This window comes from Arthrobacter sp. UYNi723 (assembly GCF_054057635.1).
The window spans coordinates 14,661-34,862 of record NZ_JBSRZM010000035.1 but is presented as its reverse complement, the minus strand read 5'-3'; the positions used below and the strand labels follow the sequence as shown (position 1 = coordinate 34,862).

Annotated in this window: 22 protein-coding genes; 17 read left to right on the top strand and 5 right to left on the bottom strand. The window is 65.8% G+C overall.

Going from position 1 to position 20,202, the window contains the following annotated elements:
• The first annotated feature begins 113 nt into the window (after nt 1-113).
• The 4 genes from ACVWY0_RS20035 (at nt 114) to mmsB (ending at nt 5,337) form a co-directional block, all read left to right on the top strand.
• A complete protein-coding gene (locus ACVWY0_RS20035) occupies nt 114-1,016 on the top strand; it encodes an aldose 1-epimerase family protein (RefSeq protein ID WP_485838244.1) in 903 nt (300 codons plus the stop codon).
• Nucleotides 1,017-1,280: 264 nt separating this feature from the next.
• Nucleotides 1,281-2,405: a multiple monosaccharide ABC transporter substrate-binding protein gene (gene chvE / locus ACVWY0_RS20030; protein WP_485838243.1), complete on the top strand. Its 1,125-nt coding sequence runs from the start codon at nt 1,281-1,283 to the stop codon at nt 2,403-2,405.
• Between the two features lie 107 nt (nt 2,406-2,512).
• Complete coding sequence (mmsA, locus tag ACVWY0_RS20025) at nt 2,513-4,042, top strand: multiple monosaccharide ABC transporter ATP-binding protein (protein ID WP_485838242.1); 1,530 nt, start codon at nt 2,513-2,515, stop codon at nt 4,040-4,042.
• A gap of 5 nt (nt 4,043-4,047) precedes the next feature.
• Complete coding sequence (gene mmsB / locus ACVWY0_RS20020) at nt 4,048-5,337, top strand: multiple monosaccharide ABC transporter permease (protein ID WP_485838241.1); 1,290 nt, start codon at nt 4,048-4,050, stop codon at nt 5,335-5,337.
• 19 nt (nt 5,338-5,356) lie between these two features.
• Here the strand turns inward: mmsB and ACVWY0_RS20015 are convergent, their stop codons facing one another.
• Nucleotides 5,357-6,097, bottom strand: a complete 741-nt coding sequence (locus ACVWY0_RS20015) for a GntR family transcriptional regulator (RefSeq protein ID WP_485838240.1) — start codon at nt 6,095-6,097, stop codon at nt 5,357-5,359.
• A 106-nt stretch (nt 6,098-6,203) separates the two neighbouring features.
• Here ACVWY0_RS20015 and ACVWY0_RS20010 point away from each other — a divergent pair, with 106 nt between their 5' ends.
• The 4 genes from ACVWY0_RS20010 to ACVWY0_RS19995 are packed head-to-tail and all read left to right on the top strand — an operon-like array spanning nt 6,204 to nt 11,877.
• On the top strand, nt 6,204-6,962 hold the full coding sequence (locus ACVWY0_RS20010; RefSeq protein ID WP_485838239.1) for a LamB/YcsF family protein: 759 nt from the start codon (nt 6,204-6,206) through the stop codon (nt 6,960-6,962).
• A 59-nt stretch (nt 6,963-7,021) separates the two neighbouring features.
• Entirely contained in the window at nt 7,022-8,374 is a 1,353-nt protein-coding gene (locus ACVWY0_RS20005; protein WP_485838238.1) for an MFS transporter, read from the top strand.
• 19 nt (nt 8,375-8,393) lie between these two features.
• On the top strand, nt 8,394-10,094 hold the full coding sequence (locus ACVWY0_RS20000) for a 5-oxoprolinase subunit B/C family protein (RefSeq protein ID WP_485838237.1): 1,701 nt from the start codon (nt 8,394-8,396) through the stop codon (nt 10,092-10,094).
• Nucleotides 10,095-10,101: 7 nt separating this feature from the next.
• A complete protein-coding gene (locus ACVWY0_RS19995; RefSeq protein ID WP_485838236.1) occupies nt 10,102-11,877 on the top strand; it encodes an acetyl/propionyl/methylcrotonyl-CoA carboxylase subunit alpha in 1,776 nt (591 codons plus the stop codon).
• A gap of 84 nt (nt 11,878-11,961) precedes the next feature.
• On the opposite strand, the gene ACVWY0_RS19990 is transcribed toward ACVWY0_RS19995, so the two are convergent.
• Entirely contained in the window at nt 11,962-12,183 is a 222-nt protein-coding gene (locus tag ACVWY0_RS19990) for a hypothetical protein (protein WP_485838235.1), read from the bottom strand.
• A gap of 176 nt (nt 12,184-12,359) precedes the next feature.
• Between ACVWY0_RS19990 and ACVWY0_RS19985 the strand changes: the two genes are divergently transcribed.
• From ACVWY0_RS19985 to ACVWY0_RS19945, 9 genes are all read left to right on the top strand, one after another.
• Entirely contained in the window at nt 12,360-12,746 is a 387-nt protein-coding gene (locus tag ACVWY0_RS19985; protein ID WP_485838234.1) for a DUF1801 domain-containing protein, read from the top strand.
• A 182-nt stretch (nt 12,747-12,928) separates the two neighbouring features.
• The gene (locus ACVWY0_RS19980) at nt 12,929-13,231 is read left to right on the top strand and encodes an urease subunit gamma (protein ID WP_252567738.1); all 303 of its coding nucleotides are present in this window, start codon (nt 12,929-12,931) and stop codon (nt 13,229-13,231) included.
• 15 nt (nt 13,232-13,246) lie between these two features.
• On the top strand, nt 13,247-13,594 hold the full coding sequence (locus ACVWY0_RS19975; RefSeq protein ID WP_485838233.1) for an urease subunit beta: 348 nt from the start codon (nt 13,247-13,249) through the stop codon (nt 13,592-13,594).
• Complete coding sequence (ureC, locus tag ACVWY0_RS19970) at nt 13,591-15,303, top strand: urease subunit alpha (protein WP_485838232.1); 1,713 nt, start codon at nt 13,591-13,593, stop codon at nt 15,301-15,303. Before ACVWY0_RS19975 ends, ureC begins: the two co-directional genes overlap by 4 nt.
• 24 nt (nt 15,304-15,327) lie before the next feature.
• On the top strand, nt 15,328-15,813 hold the full coding sequence (ureE, locus tag ACVWY0_RS19965; protein ID WP_485838231.1) for an urease accessory protein UreE: 486 nt from the start codon (nt 15,328-15,330) through the stop codon (nt 15,811-15,813).
• Complete coding sequence (locus ACVWY0_RS19960) at nt 15,794-16,504, top strand: urease accessory protein UreF (protein ID WP_485838230.1); 711 nt, start codon at nt 15,794-15,796, stop codon at nt 16,502-16,504. The genes ureE and ACVWY0_RS19960 overlap by 20 nt, the downstream gene beginning before the upstream one ends.
• A 42-nt stretch (nt 16,505-16,546) precedes the next feature.
• Nucleotides 16,547-17,161 (top strand): urease accessory protein UreG, encoded by a 615-nt coding sequence (gene ureG / locus ACVWY0_RS19955; protein WP_141138964.1) that lies wholly within the window; start codon nt 16,547-16,549, stop codon nt 17,159-17,161.
• Entirely contained in the window at nt 17,158-18,027 is an 870-nt protein-coding gene (locus ACVWY0_RS19950) for an urease accessory protein UreD (protein ID WP_485838229.1), read from the top strand. Before ureG ends, ACVWY0_RS19950 begins: the two co-directional genes overlap by 4 nt.
• Nucleotides 18,028-19,089 carry a HoxN/HupN/NixA family nickel/cobalt transporter gene (locus ACVWY0_RS19945; protein WP_485838228.1) on the top strand — a complete coding sequence of 354 codons (1,062 nt, stop codon included), beginning with the start codon at nt 18,028-18,030 and terminating at the stop codon, nt 19,087-19,089.
• 53 nt (nt 19,090-19,142) lie between these two features.
• Here ACVWY0_RS19945 and arfB read toward each other — a convergent pair whose 3' ends face one another.
• From arfB to ACVWY0_RS19930, 3 genes are all read right to left on the bottom strand, one after another.
• Entirely contained in the window at nt 19,143-19,565 is a 423-nt protein-coding gene (arfB, locus tag ACVWY0_RS19940) for an alternative ribosome rescue aminoacyl-tRNA hydrolase ArfB (protein ID WP_485838227.1), read from the bottom strand.
• 72 nt (nt 19,566-19,637) lie between these two features.
• Nucleotides 19,638-19,904, bottom strand: coding sequence for a type II toxin-antitoxin system RelE family toxin (locus tag ACVWY0_RS19935; RefSeq protein WP_485838226.1), 267 nt, complete (start codon nt 19,902-19,904; stop codon nt 19,638-19,640).
• Complete coding sequence (locus ACVWY0_RS19930; RefSeq protein WP_485838225.1) at nt 19,901-20,167, bottom strand: type II toxin-antitoxin system Phd/YefM family antitoxin; 267 nt, start codon at nt 20,165-20,167, stop codon at nt 19,901-19,903. Before ACVWY0_RS19930 ends, ACVWY0_RS19935 begins: the two co-directional genes overlap by 4 nt.
• Nucleotides 20,168-20,202: the final 35 nt, after the last annotated feature.

Sequence of the window (20,202 nt, the reverse complement as noted above, 5' to 3'; positions counted from 1 at the left end):
TTCGCCGAAATTGCCAAGACCGAGCTCCTGACCATCGATGAAGGCACCACCATCAAGCAGTTCAAAAAGGAGCTCAACTGGAACGCCGCCTACTACAAGCTGGCCGGCGGGCTGTGAACGGAGCCGAGTACGGGCTTCGGCATGGGCAGTACGCCGCGCTGATCACTGCACGGGGAGCGGCGGTGCGGGTGTTGCAGCACCGGGAACGGGACCTCGTGGTCCCGTTCCCGGCCGGCGGGCCCAACCCGCACTTCCGCGGCGTGGTCGTCGCGCCGTGGCCGAACCGGATTCCGGATGGGAAGTACACCTTTGACGGCGCGGACTACCGGGTTCCGGTGAACGAGACCGGCCGGCAGTGCGCCCTGCACGGCTTCACCCCGGAGCTCGACTGGAAGCTGGAGTCCCGGACAGAATTCACGCTGGACCTGTCCTGCAGCATCGAGCCGACGCCGGGCTACCCCTTCGCGTTGTCAGTCACCGCCCACTACCGGCTGGATGGCGACGGCCTGCACACGACCGTCGCGGCAGCCAATGTGGGGGAGCGGGCCGCGCCCTACGGTGTCTGCCCGCACCCCTACCTGCGGGCCGGGCCGGCGCCGCTGGACGAATGGAGCCTCGAGGTCCCCTCGGGGACGTTCCTTGAGGTGACGGCCCGCCGGCTGCTGCCGCTCGCCACCCTCCCGGTTGCGGGGCACGAATATGACTTCCGCGAGGGCCGCGTCATCGGCCCCACGGCGATCGACCACGCCTTCACCGATATTACGTTCGACGGCGAAGGGGAGGCCCGCGTGGTGGTCAGGGACCCGGGCGGCACCGGCGTCGGCATGGCCTGGGACCGCAGCTGCGGCTGGGTGCAGCTCTACACCGGGGACACGGAACCGCCGCTGCCCAACCGGCTGGGGCTCGCCGTCGAACCGATGACCTGCCCGCCGGACGCGTTCAACACCGGCACGGACCGGGTGCGGCTTGAACCGGGAGCCTCGCACTACGCTGCCTGGCGCATCTTTGCGACCTGACGCGTCCTCGCCCCAAGGGGGACGGCGGCCGGCAGGTCCGAGACTGAACGCCGAATGTGTGTTGACTCACATGTCTTGAAAAGCTATGTTTGTACCCAGTTGTTAGCGATAACAATTTGCCGGAGATCCCTCACCGGCTGAATCTCAGTTCTATTCAGACCTACGCAATCCTCCCGCTGTTACCCGCCCCCGCAGGGGGCACAACGACGTGCAGGGCTGCGATCAGCAACTTCGCGGACCACGGGTCCGCGAAAGGAGAAAATTGTGAAGATCAGAAAACTCCTGGGCACCGTTGCGGTTGTCCTCGCTGTGACCGTCGGGGCCACCGGCTGCGGCAGCCGGGGCGGCTCCGCCGCCGAGCCCACCGCCGCCGACGCGGCCGGCTCCCTCGTGGGGATCTCGATGCCGACGCAGACCTCGGAGCGGTGGATCGCCGACGGCAAGAACGTCTCGGACTCCGTGACGAAGCTCGGCTACAAGGCCGACCTGCAGTACGCGAACGATGACATCCCGACCCAGGTGGCGCAGATCGAGAACATGCTCACCAAGGGCGCCAAGGCCCTGATCGTGGCGGCCATTGACGGCACCACGCTGACCGACGTCCTCGCCAAAGCCAAGGAACAGAACGTCAAGGTCATCGCCTACGACCGGCTCATCAACGGCACGCCGAACGTCGACTTCTACACCACCTTCGACAACTACACCGTGGGCGTGCAGCAGGCCACGTCGCTGCTGACCGGCCTGGGCCTGGTTGATGCCGCCGGCAAAAAGGTGGACGGCAAGGGCCCCTTCAACGTGGAGCTCTTTGCCGGCAGCCCGGATGACAACAATGCCAACTTCTTCTGGACTGGCGCCATGGACACCCTCCAGCCGTACCTGGACGCCGGCACCCTGAAGGTACCCAGCGGACAGACCAAGTTCGAGCAGGCAGCCATCCTTCGCTGGCAGGCCCCCGTGGCCCAGAAGCGCATGGAAGACATCCTCACCGCCGCTTACAGCTCCGGCACCAAGCTCGACGGCGTCCTCTCACCGTATGACGGGCTCTCCATCGGCATCATCTCGGCCCTGACCAGCACCGGCGGCTACGCCAAGGGAAGCCTGCCGATCGTCACCGGCCAGGACGCCGAAAAGGGTTCGGTCAAGTCCATCACCGCCGGAGAGCAGTACTCCACGATCTTCAAGGACACCCGCCAGCTCGGTGCCCAGGCCGTGAAGATGGTGGACGCCCTCCTGAAGGGCCAGGAGCCCGAGGTCAACGACACCAAGACCTACAACAACAAGGTCAAGGTGGTCCCGGCTTACCTGCTCAAGTCCGTGATAATCACGGATGAGAACTACAAAAAGGAACTCATCGACTCCGGTTACTACACCGAGGCCGACGTCAAGTAGCCACGTCGAAGGGAGGCGGCCCGCCGTCGGGTCCTGGCCGCCTCCCTTCCCGTAGACCCCTGCAGCCGCAGGCCGTCTCAGGTACTACCAGTCAGTGAGAATTGGCGATGAACACACCCATTCTTCAAATGCGAGGAATCACCAAGACCTTCCCGGGCGTGAAGGCACTCCAGGATGTCACCCTGCAGGTGAACCGCGGCGAGGTACATGCCATCTGCGGCGAAAACGGTGCCGGAAAATCCACCCTGATGAAGGTGCTGTCCGGCGTCTACCCGCACAGCTCCTTCGACGGCGATATCCTGTTCGAAAACGAGCCCTGCAACTTCTCCAGCATCAGTGACAGCGAGAAGCGCGGAATTGTGATCATCCACCAGGAACTGGCGCTGAGCCCCTACCTGTCGATCGCGGAGAACATCTACCTTGGCAACGAACAGGCCAAGCGCGGTTGGGTGGACTGGCGGAAAACCAACCTGGAGGCCGCGAAACTCCTGGCGCGGGTGGGCCTGAGCGAAAACCCTGTCACTCCCGTTCAGCAGATCAGCGTGGGCAAGCAGCAGCTCGTGGAAATCGCCAAGGCGCTCTCGAAGGAGGTCAAGCTCCTCATCCTCGACGAACCGACGGCGGCCCTCAACGACGAGGACTCGGGCCACCTGCTGGACCTCATCCTGCACCTCAAAGGCCAGGGCGTCACGTCCATCATCATCAGCCACAAGCTCAACGAGATCCGCAGGGTCGCGGACGCCGTGACCATCATCCGGGACGGCAAGACCATCGAAACCCTCCGCCTGGGCGACGGCGGGATCACGCAGGAACGCATCATCCGCGGCATGGTGGGCCGGGACCTGGAAAGCCTCTACCCGGACCGGACTCCCCGGATCGGCGAGGAAGTCCTGCGGATCGAGGACTGGTCCGTCCGGCATCCGCAGGACCAGAGTCGGATGGTGGTCAAGAACGCCAGCCTGAACGTCCGCAAGGGCGAAGTGGTTGGCTTGGCGGGACTGATGGGTGCTGGCAGGACCGAGCTGGCCATGAGTGTGTTCGGGCGCAGCTACGGCACCGCAACCTCCGGGAAGGTCTTCAAGCACGGCGTCGAAATCAACACCGGCACCGTTTCCGCCGCTATCAAGCACGGAATCGCCTACGCAACCGAGGACCGCAAGCGCTATGGCCTGAACCTCATCGAGGACATCAAGCGGAACGTGTCCATGGCCGCCCTCCGCAAGCTGGTCAAGGGCGGCTGGGTGGACAAGAATCAGGAAACCGTCGTCGCCAACGACTACCGGAAAAGCATGAACATCAAGGCGCCGTCAGTCGCCGCCATCACAGGCAAGCTGTCCGGCGGCAACCAGCAGAAAGTGGTGCTGAGCAAGTGGATGTTCTCCGACCCGGACGTGCTGATCCTCGACGAACCCACCCGCGGGATCGACGTCGGCGCGAAGTTTGAGATCTACACGATCATCGCGAAGCTTGCCGCGGAAGGAAAGGCAGTCATTGTGATCTCCTCCGAACTGCCCGAACTGCTGGGTATCTGCGACAGGATCTACACCCTGTCCGCCGGGCACATCACCGGCGAGGTCCCCATCGCCGAAGCATCGCAGGCAACCCTCATGCATTTCATGACCAAAGAGAAGGAATAGCGAACATGTCCGCCCTCCGAGAATCCCTGGGCTTCCTGACAAGCCGCCTCCGCCAGGTTGGCATTTTTGTCGCCCTGATCCTGATCGTCCTGCTGTTCCAGGTCCTGACCGACGGGATCCTGCTGCAGCCGCAGAACGTCACCAACCTGGTGGTCCAAAACAGCTACATCCTCATCCTGGCCATCGGCATGGTGATGGTGATCATCGCCGGCCACATCGACCTGTCGGTCGGATCGATCGCCGGCTTCATCGGAGCCGTCGCCGGTGTCATGATCGTGCACTGGGGCTGGGCCTGGTGGATCGCCATCCCCGCCTGCCTGCTGGTCGGCGCGCTGGTAGGAGCCTGGCAGGGTTACTGGATTGCGTACGTCGGGATTCCCGCCTTCATTGTCACCCTCGCCGGAATGCTCATCTTCCGCGGCCTGACCCTGATAACCCTCAAGAACCAGCAGATCACGCCGTTCCCCGCCGAGCTGCGGGCCCTCGGTGGCGGTTTCCTGCCGGACATTTCCGGCGGCACCTCGGTGCTGGAATGGCTGACGGTCATCCTGGGCGTGGGCGCCACCCTCGCGCTGGTCATCCAGGCAGTCAAGGAACGCCGGATCCGCAAGAAGTTCGATCTTGAGAATGAACCGATGGCCTGGTTCGTCATCAAGACTGCGTTCATTGCCCTGCTCATGCTGATCATCACGTTCCTTCTGGCAAGCTACCGCGGCACCCCGATCGTCCTGATTGTGCTTGCGGTCCTGGTGATCGTCTACACGGCCCTGATGAACAACAGCGTCTTTGGCCGGCACACCTATGCGATCGGCGGCAACCTCCACGCGGCGGAGCTGTCCGGCATCAAGACCAAGGCGGTCACGTTCCGGCTCTTCGTTAATATGGGCGTCCTCGCCGCACTGGCAGGCCTGGTGTTCACTGCCAGGCTCAACTCCGCGCAACCGGCCGGCGGCACCGGCTTCGAACTGGACTCGATCGCGGCGGCGTTCATCGGCGGTGCTGCCGTCCAAGGCGGCGTCGGCACGGTGGCCGGAGCCATGATCGGCGGCCTGATCATGGGTGTGCTGAACAACGGCATGTCCATCCTGGGCCTCGGCACGGACTACCAGCAGCTCATCAAGGGCCTGGTGCTGCTTCTCGCCGTCGGCTTCGATATCTTCAACAAGAACCGCAGCGGAAAGGGCGGCGGAGCGGCAATCGGCAAGCGCCTCAGGGTGAAACCGGACCCCGGTGCCGCCGCGGACGCTGGCCGGCCCACAGGCGAGGTTCCCGCTCCGGTGCCTGCGGCGAAGTAGCGTGCTGCGGCCCGCCGGCTCATTCAGCGTCGGCGGCTTCGCCGTGCACTTCGCTCAGGTTGTCCTCCGAGCGGTCCAGATATGCCAGCAGCAGGTCGGCCGCACGGTCCAGTTGCCCGGATTCCAGGGCCAGGCAGATCGTCTCGTTGTCCTGCAGATAGTGCTGGTAAAACTGCGCGTCCACGGTGGCTTTGTGGAAGAACAGGCGCATCTCGGCCAGCACCTGGCCCATGATGCTGTTCAGCCGCGGGCTTCCGGCCAGGGCCACAATGGCGCCGTGGAAGTGCTGGTTGGCGGTGCCCAGGGCTTCGTCGTCACCGGCTGCCGCGGCGCGCTTGCCTTCCTCGACGGCGGCCCGGACGGCGGCCACATCCTCCCGACTGCCTCCGGCGCGCAGGGCGCTGACCTCGATGGCGCGGCGGACCGTGTAGACGTCGCGGACATCGCCTGCCTCCAGGCTTGCCACAAAGACGCCGCGGTTGGGATGACGGACCACCAGGCGTTCGCTGGCAAGTTCAACGAAGGCCTCACGCACCGTGTTGCGGGAGACGCCCAGGTCCTCCGCAATGGTGGATTCGGTGAGCCGCGTTCCCGGGAGCAGTGCTCCCTCCGCCAACTGGTGGCGGAGTTCATCCGCCACGCGCTCCGCCACGGACGGAACTGCCACCCGAAGGCGGCCTGCAGCGGTCCGGGTACCCCGGTCCGCCGTGTGATTCGCCGAAACGTGGGAAAGGGGGACGAGCGGGTCTGAAGAGGCCATACTCGAGAATTTACACGATCGTCACATTGTTGAATCGAAGGATTGTTGAACAATCCGTAAATTTAGTGCATCCTAGTAGGACCACTCAATGAGACGGGGATCACAAATGGCAACGATTGACCTGAACAGCGACGTCGGCGAGTCCTTCGGACGCTGGAGCCTCGGCGATGACCTGGCGATGTTCGGCTCAGTTTCGAGCGCGAACGTGGCCTGCGGATTCCACGCCGGCGATCCCAGCGTCATCCGCAGGACCTGCCGCGAGGCGGCTGCTGCCGGCGTCGTCATTGGTGCCCACGTCGGCTACCGGGACCTCGCCGGTTTCGGCCGCCGCTTCATGGACATCAGCCCCACAGAACTGGCCGACGACGTGGTGTACCAGATCGGCGCCCTGCAGGCTCTGGCCGCGGGTGAGGGAGCCCGGGTCCGGTATGTGAAGCCGCACGGCGGACTGTACAACGCCATCGTGACGCACACCGCCCAGGCCCAGGCCGTCGTCGACGCCGTGAAATCGGTTGACCCCAACCTGCCGATCCTCGGCCTCCCAGGTACGGAAGTCCTGCGGCTTGCCGAAGCAGCCGGACTGCGCGCCGTGACCGAGGCGTTCGCGGACCGCGCCTACAACCCGGACGGCACACTGGTGTCGCGCTCCCTCCCGGGAGCAGTCCTTGAGGATCCGGAACAAGTGGCGGAACATGTCCTACGGATGGCCACGGAATCCGCCGTCCGCGCCATTGACGGGACCACCCTCAAAATCCGCGCAGAAAGCATCTGCGTGCATGGTGACTCACCGGGGGCCGTAGCGATGGCGACTGCAGTGAAGTCCGCTCTCGGAGACGCCGGTGTCAGCATCGGCTCGTTCCTCTAGCCCCGTCCCATGGCCGCACACCGGCCCCCGCACCGCCCCTCATCCCCCCGGAGGAAACCATGACCAGCACAAACAAGGCAGCAAAGGCCGCGGCAAGGAAGCCGCCGCCCGGCGCGCTCAAGGCGTACGTCGCCAGCCTCACCGGCACCTCGCTTGAGTACTACGACTTCGCCATCTACTCGGTGGCCTCAGCCCTCGTTTTCCCCAAGATCTTCTTCCCTTCGGACGATGAATTCGTGGGCCTCCTCCTGTCCTTCTCCGCCTTCGCGGTGGGCTACCTCGCCCGCCCCATCGGCGGCATCGTGTTCGGCCGGCTCGGCGACAAGGTGGGCCGCAAGTACGTTCTGGTCTTCACCCTGGTCCTGATCGGCGTCGCCACCGTCCTCATCGGTGCGCTGCCTGACTACTCCGCAATCGGGATCTGGGCCCCCATCATCCTGGTGCTCCTGCGCCTGGCCCAGGGCATCGGCGTCGGCGGTGAATGGGGCGGCGCTGTGCTGCTGTCCAGCGAATTCGGCGACCCCAACAAGCGTGGTTTCTGGTCCTCCGCAGCCCAGATCGGCCCGCCCGCGGGCAACCTCATGGCCAACGGCGTACTTGCGATCCTGGCAGCCTCGCTGAGCACAGAAGCGTTCCTCTCCTGGGGCTGGCGCGTAGCCTTCCTGGCCTCCGCCTTGCTGGTGGTCTTCGGCCTGATCATCCGCCTCAAGCTCGAGGAAACCCCGGTCTTCAAGGCCATCGCAGCCCACGGCGACCAGCCGAAGGCGCCCATCAAGGAAGTCTTCACCACCCAGCCCCGCGCGCTGATCTCCGCCGCCCTGTCCCGCGTCTGCCCGGACGTCCTTTACGCCCTCTTCACCGTTTTTGTGGCCGTCTACGCCACCAAGGAACTGGGCATGACCACCGGCAACGTGCTGGCCGCCATCCTCATCGGCTCCGCGTTCCAGCTCTTCCTCATCCCGCTCGCCGGCGCCCTGACCGACCGGTTCAACCGCCGCTGGGTTTACGGCATTGCCGCTGCCGCCACCGCCGTCTACATTCCCCTGTTCTTCCTGATGATCGCGGGCAAGTCCGTGGTGATGCTGATCATCGGCGTGGTGATCGGTCTGGCCCTGCACGCCTTTATGTACGGCCCGCAGGCAGCCTTCATCACCGAGCAGTTCCCGGCCCGCCTCCGCTACGCCGGCAGTTCCCTGGCCTACACGCTTGCCGGCGTCATCGGCGGCGCTGTGGCTCCGTTGATCTTCACCGCCCTTTACGGCGCAGCGTCCGGCGGCTGGTACCTGATCGCCGGGTACATCCTCCTGACGGCCATCATCACGATCGTGGGCATGCGCCTCGGCCGCGACCCGCAGCCGGAAGAGGACCTCCGCCTGCTGCACCGCGACGACTCGCAGGAGAGCCGCGCCTGAGCGGCGCGGCCTGATCCCCATGGAAACAGTCAGTAAGCGCGCTGCCGCGGCCCGGGTGCTCGCCGTCAGGCCGGTAGGTACGACGGCGGTGCTCGCCGAGCTCTCCGGGCTCCACGACGTCTTGGCCCTCCAGGCCCTCCTGCTGGAGCAGCCGTTGCCCGGCCAGGTGGACGTCCTCGCCGCCGCCGAAACCGTGATGGTCAAGGCGGATTCGCCCGCTGCCGCCCGCCGGATGGCGGCCCGGCTGCTGGAGATGGACCTGACGGTCCAATCCCACGCCGAAGGCAAACTGGTGCAGATTGAGACCGTGTACGACGGCGACGACCTCGCCGAAGTGGGCCGGCTCACCGGGCTGGGCGCTGACGGCGTCATTGCAACCCACGCCGGGCAGGTCTGGACGGTCGCATTCGGCGGCTTCGCGCCGGGCTTCAGCTACATGGTGGGGGAGAACCAGGTGCTGGAAGTCCCGCGACGGAGTTCGCCCCGCACGGCCGTCCCTGCAGGTTCCGTAGCGCTGGCCGGCAACTATTCGGCCGTGTACCCGCGGAAATCCCCGGGCGGCTGGCAGCTGATCGGCCGCACTGCAGCCCAAATGTGGGACCTCAGCCGGGAGCAGCCGGCCCTGGCCGCGCCCGGTGACCGCGTGCAGTTCAGTGCGGTGCGCGAGCTCATTGAAGTCGCAGAGCCGCTGGTTGCTGCCGTGGATGCCGCCGCCCTTGCTGCCCAGGAACCGGACGTCCAATCCGGTCTGCTGATCCTGTCGCCGGGACTGCAGAGCCTGATCCAGGACCTCGGCCGCCCCGGTCACGCCGGGCTCGGTGTGTCCTCGGCGGGGGCACTGGACCGCTCCTCCCTGCGCCGCGCCAACCGGATCGTGGGCAACGACCCGTCGGCCGCCGTCGTCGAATCCGTTGCCGGCGGGCTCCGCGTGCAGGCCGTGGGGGACCAGGTGCTGGCAGTGGCCGGCGCACCGTCGGCACTGACTGTGGTGACGCCGTCGGACGTTCCCGACTCAGACGCTCGGGACGAAGAAACTGACCAGTCCAGGCAGGTGCGCGAGGTGCCCATGGCCACGGCGTTTGCCCTGCTGGACGGCGAGATCCTGACCATCGGAGCGCCCGAGCGCGGCTTCCGCAGCTACCTGGCCATCCGCGGCGGCGCAGCAGTCGATGCGGTGCTGGGGAGCCGGTCCACGGACACCATGTCCGGGATCGGGCCTGCGCCGCTGGCCGCCGGTCAGCTGCTGGGCGCCGGCGCCGCCACGTCCTCCAACGTGGTGGGCAACCCCGAACTGCAGCCCGACTTCCCGGACACCGGCGTCACGGTACTGGACATCGTGCCCGGACCCCGCCATGACTGGTTCGACGCCGCCGCGCTGGAATCGCTCTGCGCCCAGGACTGGGCGGTGACGCCACGCTCCAACCGCGTGGGCATGCGCCTGGACGGCCAGCCGCTGCGCCGGAGCCGGGACGGGGAGCTGCCCAGCGAGGGAACCATGGCCGGCGCGCTGCAGATCCCGCCGGAAGGGCAGCCGGTCCTCTTCCTGGCCGACCACCCCATCACCGGCGGCTACCCCGTGATCGGCGTAGTGGTGGATCACCAGCTGGACCTGGCCGCCCAGGTTCCCATCGGCGGGTCCATCCGGTTCCGCTGGGCGCCCGGCTACGGGCTGCCCGCCAATTCTTCCTCCGATTCCCCCGACGTTTCCCAGACGAAGTGAGCAACTGATGCGCAAGGTCCTGATCGCCAACCGCGGAGAAATCGCCGTCCGCATCGCCCGCGCCTGCGAGGACGCCGGACTGGAGTCCGTGGCTGTCTACGCGGACGTTGATGCCGACGCCATACACGTTGGCGCCGCCACCGAGGCGTACAGCCTGGGCGGCAACGCGCCGTCGGAAACGTACCTCGATATCCCCAGCCTGTTGCGCGTGGCCGCGGAGTCCGGGGCGGACGCGGTGCACCCCGGCTACGGCTTCCTGTCCGAAAACGCCGGCTTTGCCCAGGCGGTCCTGGACGCCGGCCTGACCTGGATCGGGCCCAACCCGGAAGCCATCCGGCAGCTCGGCAACAAGATCACGGCGCGCGAAATCGCCGTCCGCGCCGGGGCCCCCTTGGTGGCCGGCAGCGACGGTCCGGTGGATTCGGCCGCGGAGGTCCGCGAGTTCGCCGAGGAGCACGGCCTGCCCATCGCCATCAAGGCGGCCTTCGGCGGGGGAGGGCGCGGGCTGAAGGTGGTCCGCGAGATGGACCAGATCGAGGAGTCCTTCGATTCCGCGGTCCGTGAAGCGGTGGTGGCCTTCGGCCGAGGCGAGTGTTTTGTGGAGCGTTACCTGGACCGGCCCCGGCACGTGGAAGCGCAGGTCCTGGCGGACCAGCACGGCAACGTGGTGGTGGTGGGCACCCGCGACTGCTCGCTGCAGCGCCGGCACCAGAAACTGGTGGAAGAAGCCCCCGCACCATTCTTGACCGAAGATCAGACCCAACAGATTTACGCCGCCGCCAAGGCAGTGTGCCGCGAAGCCTCCTATTCGGGGGCCGGGACCGTGGAGTTCCTGGTGGCCGCCGACGGCACCGTCGCGTTCCTCGAGGTGAACACGCGCCTGCAGGTGGAACACCCTATCACCGAGGAAACCACCGGCGTGGACCTGGTCCAGGAGCAGTTCCGGATCGCCGCCGGCGAGCCGCTTCGCTTCACCGCCGATCCCGCGCCGCGCGGCCACTCCTTCGAATTCCGGCTCAACGCGGAGGACGTCGGCAGAGGCTTCCTCCCTTCGCCCGGCACCATCGCGACGTTCAGCGGCCCGACGGGTCCAGGCATCCGGCTCGACTCCGGGGTCCGCTCCGGCTCCATCGTGGCGCCGCAGTTCGATTCGTTGCTGGCCAAGCTGATCGTCACCGGCGCCGACCGCCAGCAGGCACTCCGCCGGGCCCGCCGCGCCCTCGCGGAGATGGAGATCACCGGCGTGGCCACCGTCCTGCCGTTCCACAGGGCCGTGGTCCAGGCGCCGGACTTCACGTCCGAGACCGCGCTCGGCATCCACACGCGCTGGATCGAGACGGACTTCGCGGATTCCATCGCGGCGGATCCGGAGTTCGGCACGTCCGTTCCGGACGGTGAGAGGCGCACCATTACGGTTGACGTCGACGGCCGGCGCCTGGCCGTCGGCCTGCCCGCTGACCTGCTGGATGGCTGGGCGCGCGCCGGTGCGGCCGTTCCGGCGGGGGTTTCCCTTTACGGGGCTGGTTTGGATGGCGCTGCCGACGGCGGTGCTGCGGCAGGTGCCGCTGATCCCGGCGAGCTGCGGGCAGACATGGCCGGGACCGTGGTCAAGTGGCTAGTGGAGCCGGGCGCCGAGGTTTCGGCGGGGGACGCCGTCGTGGTTCTTGAGGCGATGAAGATGGAGACCCAGGTGACCGCCCACCGAGCCGGTATGCTGACCGGGATCCGCGCAGAAGCCGGCGGCGTGGTGAACGTCGGGGCCGTGCTGGCGCTGATCGGCTGAGCCGTTCGGGCATGCCTGGCTCCAGCGAAAAGGTCCGGCCGGTGTTCGCACCCGGCCGGACCTTTCCTGACGTGTGGAGGTGCTTCAGTCGACGTGCTTGGACAGGGCCACCAGGACGCCTGCCATGGCAAAGTACTTGTTGCTGCCGAGATCGCGGACTGTCTTGATCCCCATGCTGGCGAGGACTTCAGCGTGCTTGTCCGTGAGGCCGGCCAGTGCGGACGGCGGAGCGTCCAGGACTTCCTCCAGGCTCTTGGTCTCGTAGTCCTTGTCGAGTTTCTTGCCCAGCTCAATTGAAACGGCCATGATCATCCTTTGCTTGAACGAAACAACAGTCACAACCCGGCGGCAGCATCACCGCGGATCCCGGGGCCCCGAAACTACCCGATCCCCAGATGAAACACACTCTAGTACTACGGCCTGCGCCGCAGCCTGGATCCGCGCCGGTGGGGACGGCAGACGAAGGTGTTTGACTATGCTTCATGACACTAAATCGAAACCCGGCGGTTGATTCGTTTCTTGAGTCATTGGACCACCCGTTGAAGCCTGTGATTGAGCGCCTTCGGCTGGCTGTCCTGGACGCGGATGACGCCATAACGGAGCGTATTGCCTGGAGGGCACCCAGCTTCTGTTTCGAATCTGTTGACCGGGTCACCTTTAACTTGAGGCCCCTGCATCACGTGCAGCTGATTTTTCACCGTGGTGCGAAGACCATCGTGGATGACTTTCATTTTGATGCCTCTAAATGGAGTGGGCTGTTGGAAATGATCGGGCAAGACCGCGGCCAGGTGATTTTTCCAAGCGCGCAGGCCGCGGCGGCCCGGCGGGAGGAATTTGTGGCGCTGGTGCGGGAGTGGGTTCGGGCCTGACCTGCGGGTTGACCTGCGCACACCGGCAGCGGGTGACACGATTCGACGGTCCTGATTGGGGGTGTACTCCTGCGGGACTCTGATAGTCTTCAGTCATCCACGGGCCTCCCGGTCGCCTCTTTGACCGGTTGTAGATAACGAGTGGGAGCTCGCGATTTATCGCGAATGATTAGGAGGCTTTAATGCATCTAACGCCACGCGAAAGCGAAAAACTGATGATCGTGGTTGCTGCCGATCTTGCAAGACGCCGGCAGAAGCGCGGACTTAAGCTCAACCATCCGGAATCCATCGCGATTCTTACGTATGAGCTGGTCGAGGGCGCCCGTGACGGACGCCGGGTCGCGGACCTCATGAGCTACGGCACCACCATCCTGACCAGGGAAGATGTCATGGAAGGTGTCGCCGACATGATCCATGACGTCCAGGTCGAAGCGACGTTCCCGGACGGCACCAAGCTCGTCACCGTGCACAACCCCATTCGCTAGGCAAAGGAGCCCCGCATGAAACCCGGCGAATACATCCTCCGGCAGGAGCCCGTTACGTGCAATGCGGGCCTCATTCCCCGCGCCCTCGCCGTGATCAACCGCGGTGACCGCCCCATCCAGGTGGGGTCCCACTATCATTTCTTCGAGGTGAACGATGCCCTCGAATTCGACCGGAACGCGGCCCACGGCTTCCGGCTGGACATCCCGGCTGGCACCGCTGTGCGCTTCGAGCCCGGTGATGCCAAGACGGTCAACTTGCTCGCCCTCTCGGGCGAGCGTGCGGTCTACGGCTTCCGGGACCGCATCAACGGCCCGCTCGAGCCGAGCCGCGGCCTGATCTCCCTGCAGGACGACACCAAATGAGCTTCGAGCTGAGCCGCAAACAGTACTCGGACCTCTACGGCCCCACCACGGGAGACGCAGTTCGCCTGGCGGATACCGATCTCTTCCTCGAGATTGAGCACGATCACACCAACTACGGTGAAGAAGTCGTGTTTGGCGGCGGCAAGGTCATCCGTGACGGCATGGGCCAGAACGGGCAGCTGGTCCGGGATGACGACATCCCGGACACCGTGATCACCAACGTGATCGTGCTCGACTACACCGGCATCTACAAAGCCGACGTGGCCTTACGCGACGGACACATCTTCAAAATCGGCAAGGCCGGCAACCCCCAGATTTCCCGGGGCGTGAACATCACCATCGGCGTCGCTACCGACATCATCGCGGGTGAGGGCAAGATCCTCACCGCCGGCGGCATTGATACGCACGTGCACTTCGTAAGCCCCGATCAGGTGCCGGTGGCCCTGGCATCGGGGATCACCACGCTGATCGGTGGCGGTACCGGACCGAGCGAAGGGACTAAGGCCACCACCGTTACGCCGGGCGCCTGGCACATTTCGCGCATGCTTCAAGCGGTGGAGAACCTGCCGATCAACATCGGCCTGCTCGGCAAAGGCCACGCCAGCGCAATCGAGCCCCTCGCGGAACAGATCCGGGCGGGCGCCATCGGGCTGAAGGTGCACGAAGACTGGGGCGCCACCACGTCCTCGATCGACATGTCGTTGCGCGTGGCTGACGAGTATGACGTGCAGGTGGCCATCCACTCCGACACCCTCAACGAGTGCGGCTTCGTCGAAGACACCATCCGGGCCATCGGCGGCCGCGTCATCCACACGTTCCACACCGAAGGCGCCGGCGGCGGGCATGCTCCGGACATCATCAAGATAGCGGCGCTGCCCAACGTCCTGCCGGCGTCGACCAATCCCACCCTGCCGTACACGGTCAACACCATCGACGAACACCTCGACATGCTGATGGTCTGCCACCACCTGAGCCCGGACATCCCCGAAGATGTGGCCTTCGCCGATTCCCGCATCCGCAAGGAAACCATCGCAGCGGAGGACGTGCTGCACGACATGGGCATCTTCTCCATCACCAGCTCCGACTCCCAGGCCATGGGCCGGGTCGGCGAGGTGGTCCTGCGCACCTGGCAGGTAGCGGACGCCATGAAGCGCCAACGCGGAAAGCTCGACGGCGATCCCGAGGTGGGAGACAACTTCCGGCTCAAACGCTTCGTGGCCAAATACACGATCAACCCGGCGATCGCCCACGGCATCGCGGACTCGGTCGGAAGCGTCGAGGAGGGCAAATTTGCCGACCTTGTGCTCTGGGACCCGATGTTCTTTGGGGTCAAGCCCGAGCTCGTGCTCAAGGGCGGGCAGGCGGTCATGAGCGTCATGGGGGATCCCAACGCCTCCATCCCCACGCCGCAGCCACGCACCCTGCGCGGCAACTTCGGGGCACTCGGCACCGCGGTACATGCCTCATCGATCACGTTTCTTTCCCAGGCCGCCATCGCCGCCGGAGTCCCCGAGCAGTTGGGCCTGCGCCGCGTGATCCGGCCGGTGAGCGGTATCCGCACCCTCACCAAGGCAGACATGAAGCACAACGGCGCGACGCCGGATATCGGCGTTGACCCGGAAACCTACTCGGTGACCGTCGACGGCGAGCCAGTCACGGCGGAGCCCTCCACCGTGCTGCCCATGGCGCAGCGCTACTTCCTCTTTTAGACACATATCCCTAAGGGGGCATATATGATCATCGACCACGTCATCGCCAACCGGCACGATCTCCCCGAGGACGAGCTGGCCGGCCTCCACGAGGAACAGGTTCTGCTGCCGAGCGCGGAACTCGTCAAGAAAATCCAGCGGGTGACCACCGACCACGGCCGTGAATTGGGCATCCGGCTCAGCGATGCCGCGGGCCCGGTGCGCGATCTCCGCGACGGCGACATCCTGTTCCGCGACGACAAAACAGTCATCGTGGTGACTGCGCTGGCAACCGACGTCCTTGTTATTGCCGCGCGCAGCATCCGTGAAATAGGGGTCGTGGCGCACAACCTCGGCAACCGGCACATGCAGGCGCAGTTCTTCGACGCCGACAGTGAATATGCCGCCGAGGTGATGGTTGTGCAGTACGACCACACGATCGAGGACTACCTGATCCACGTTGGTGTGCCGTACTCGCGCCAGGAGCGTGTGGTGCCCGTGCCGTTCCGCCATGCCGAACACACCCACTGAGCGCGTGAACGAGCCGCCGTCGTACCTGCTGCCGCTGTTGCAGCTCTCTGACTCCGCGCTCCCCACCGGCGGGTTCAGTCATTCCTTCGGGATGGAGACGTTCCTGGAACGTGGCCTCATCGACGGCGAAGCGAGCTTCGCCAGCTGGCTGAGCCAGTTTGTGGGCATCCAGCTGACCTACAGTGACGGGTTCGCCCTGCGCCTGGCGTTCGAGGCGTCCTCGGCGGACGACATTGCCCGTGTCGACCGGATGATCGCCGCGGCGGCGCTGCCCCGGGAGGTCCGCGAGGCGGGGACCAAGATGGGCGCACGGATGCTGGCCATCGCCGGTACCGTGGCGCCAGGTGCGCGGCTCGCGGGCTACGTGGCCGACGTCGGATCCGGGCGTTGCGCCGGGCATCCGGCCGTCGCGTTCGGCGTCGCCGGCCGGCAGCTGGGCGTCCCGCTGGAGGAACTGCTCGCGAGCTACCTCTTCACGGCGGTCACGTCGCTGACCCAAAACGCCATCCGGGCCATCCCCATCGGGCAGGACGCCGGTCAGCGTGTGCTTCTGGGAACGCATCCCAGAATCATGGATGCCGTCCGCCGGATCCAGGCACTCGATGCCGACGACTTTGGAACCACGGCCCCGGGCCTCGAAATCGCCCAGATGCGCCACGAACGCCAGCGCGTCCGCATGTTTATGTCTTAGCAGTCCGCGGTTCGCCGCACCCAATACGTAGCAAGGAGCACCATGAAACTCATCAAAATCGGCGTCGGCGGTCCTGTTGGCGCAGGCAAGACCCAGCTCGTGGAACGCCTCACCCGCCACCTCAGCGCCGAGATCTCGATGGCCGCGATCACTAACGACATCTACACCATCGAGGACGCCAAGATCCTCGCGGCCAACGGGATCCTGCCCCTGGACCGCATCATCGGAATCGAAACCGGCGGCTGCCCGCACACGGCGATCCGGGAGGACACGTCGATGAATTCGGCCGCCGTGGAGGAGCTGCGGCTGCGCCACCCCGGCCTCGAAGTCGTCTTCATCGAAAGCGGGGGAGACAACCTCTCGGCCACGTTCAGCCCGGAGCTCGTCGACTTCTCGATCTACATCATCGACGTGGCGCAGGGCGAGAAGATCCCGCGCAAGGCCGGCCAGGGCATGATCAAGTCCGACTTCTTCATCATCAACAAGAAGGACCTGGCCCCGTATGTGGGTGCTGACCTCTCCGTGATGGAGGCGGACACTCTCGAGTTCCGCGGCAACAAGCCCTACTGCTTCACCAACCTCAAGACCGACGAAGGCCTGGAGCACGTCATCAACTGGATCAGGCGCGACGTGCTCATGCTTGATCTCCGCCAGTGACGGGTGCGCCTGCGCCCGAGCTCCCGGTGCGCCGCGCCGCCGTCGAACTCGCCGGTACGCTCGCCCTCACCGTGGGTGTGCGGGGCGACCGCTGCATCGCCACGAGCCAGTACCACCAGGGCGCTCTGCGTATCCTGCGCCCGCACTACCTCGATGACACCGGCCAGGTCTGCTACATGGTGGTCAATCCCGGGGGCGGGTACGTCGGTGGCGACGAGTATGAAATCGACATCGCCGTGGAAGCAGGGGCCCGGCTCCTGCTGACCACACAGTCCGCGACGAAGGTCTACCGCACTCCCGGGACCCGTGCCGAACAGCGGACGCACATCCGGCTCGGCCCCAACGCGAGCCTGGAATCTGTGCCGGACCCGCTGATCGCCTACCGCGGGGCGACCTACCGGCAGGCCACCGTGATTGAGATGCACGGCTGCGCCTCGCTGGTGATGGCCGAGATCGTCACGCCGGGCTGGTCACCGGACGGCGCCCTGTTTGGCTACGACGAAATCCGCCTGCGGAACGAGATCTCGGTCGATGGGCGCCTGGCGGTGCTCGACAACCTGCTGATCCGTCCGCTGACCGGTGCCGCCCCGATAGACGGCATGGCCTTCCTCGAGGATTACACTCACGTCGGTTCCCTCCTGGTTATGGATGCCCGCGTGGACGCCGCGCTGCTGAACGAGCTGCATGAGCTGCTGGTGCCGCTTGCCGACGGCTGCAACCTGGGCATGTCACTGCTCGACGGCGGCCTGGTCATCCGGGCCCTGTCCCGCGCCACCGAGCCGCTGGACGCCGTCATCCGCGCCGGCATCGATTTTCTGCGGTTCCGCTGGCACGGCCAGCCCCGTCTCAACCTTCGAAAGTACTAAATGAAAGCCCTCTTGAACCACCACGAGCGGGAAGCGCTCCCGACGGCCCGCCGCTTGGCGGTTACCTTCGCGGCAGTCGCCGCCCTCCACATCGTTATGCTTGCGCTGCTGGCCGATTCGCTGCGCACAAATCACAACCCTGTGGTGTTCGGCCTGCTCATCACCGCCTACCTGGCCGGTGTGAAGCACAGCTACGACTGGGACCACATTGCGGCGATCGATAACTCCACCCGCCGCTTCGCGGCCCAGGGCCGCAGCCCCGTCAGCGTAGGCTTCGCCTTCAGCATGGGCCACAGCACGGTGGTTGTGCTTGCCGGTGTACTGGTGGTCAGTGGTGCCGGCATCATTCAGGACGCACTTAACGACGGCTCGTCCGCGAACATGGTTTTGAGCATTACCGGGGCATCGGTCTCGGGCCTGTTCCTGCTGACGATCGGTGTCTACAACGCCGCCGCGTTCCGACGTACCGCCTTGTTGTACCGCCGGGTCAAGGACGGTGCGACCGTCACCCGCGAGGCATTGGCCCCGACCGGGCTGGTGGCCCGCCTCCTCGACAAACCGCTCTCCCGCGTCAATCGTCCACGCGACATCTTTGTCCTGGGGTTTCTCTTCGGCCTCGGCTTCGACACGGCCTCGACAATTGCGTTCCTGCTCCTCACCGGGACGGCCGCCCTCGCCGGCATCTCCCCGGTCGCGCTGATGGCCCTGCCCTTCGGCTTCATGGCGGCGATGACCCTGTGCGACACGGTGAACGGCGTCGCGATGATGAAGATGTACCGAAGCGCCGTTGTGGACCCCAAACGCCGTATCGGTTTCAACATGGTCATCACAGGGGTGTCCGCAGCCTCTGCCCTGTTCATCTCGGTCATCACCATCGCAGGCGTACTGCACGCGATGCTCGGACTCACCGACCCCGTGACCACTTTCCTTGCCGAGCTCGACCTCGGCCACGCCGGGCTGGTCCTTGTGGCGCTGCTGCTGTTCATCTGGGCTGCGCATACCTGGGTGCGCCGCGCCGGCGAAGCCGCCTCAGCCACAACGCGCGGAAACCCGCAGGGATAGGGCCCGACGGCGGGATCGCGGCTTGGTCCCGCCAGCGGGACCGCTGGGCCGCGCTACTCGGCGGACGGCCGCTGCCGTTGCCGTTTCGTCGCCGACCGCTGTTCCTTGGCGGCGAGGCGACGGCGGTTCGAACCCCGGGTGGGTTTGGTCGCCCGACGGCGGGGGCCTTCGGGTGCCAGGCCTTCCGCCACAAGCTCGGCGAGCTTTGCCAGTGCGGTCTCTCGGTTGCGCAGCTGGGAGCGCTGCTCGGAGGAGGCCACGGTGATCACCCCGGCGACGAGGCGTGGTCCAAGCCGCCTGAGCAGCATCAGCCGCTGGCCATCCGTGAGCACGGCGGAGCCGGCGATGTTCCACGAGAGTTCGGCGCGGCTGTCCGTCGTGTTGACGTGCTGACCACCTGGCCCGGACGAACGCGAGAACCGCCAGCGGAGTTCCGACGCGGGAATCGTGAGTGCGGGCGACGCCTCCAGATCCATGCAACCAGCGTTGCACACTATGAGCGTGATCCAAGCCCGCAGCCCCGGGCTTACCCAATAGCGCACATGCTCTTAACCCTGGTGTTGGTAGATGTCGCGTCGGTGGCCCAGGGCGACTACCAGGACGATCAGCTGTGCGTCCCGGATCTCGTAGATGATCCGGTAATCGCCGGTACGGACACGCCAGTCGCCGCTGCTTCCGGAGAGTTTCTTGGCTCCTGGGGGACGCGGTGTCTCGGCGAGTAGTTCGATGGCAGCTTGGATGCGTCGGCGCGCGTCGGGCGGAAGTTTTCGCAACTGCCGGACAGCGGCCGGAGCGAGCTGGACGGCATAGCTCACGCCAGACCCAGTTCCGCCTTGACTTCCTCCCAGGGCACCGGGCCTTCGCCCGTATCGGCCATTTCGGTCCGCGCCTCGGTCGCCGCGCGGAGATCCGCCAAGTCCTCGGCAGCCTCGATCAAGCGGGCGAGATCCTCGGCGTCGATCAGCGCGGCCACGCGGCGTCCCCGGCGCAGCAGGTACACCGGTTCGTGGTTCACTCGTGCGGTATCGACCGCTTCCGAGAGCCGGCTCCGCGCGTCTGTCACAGTCATCTCGCTCATAACTTTATTTTAGTCCTAATCCGCCGAAACGTACA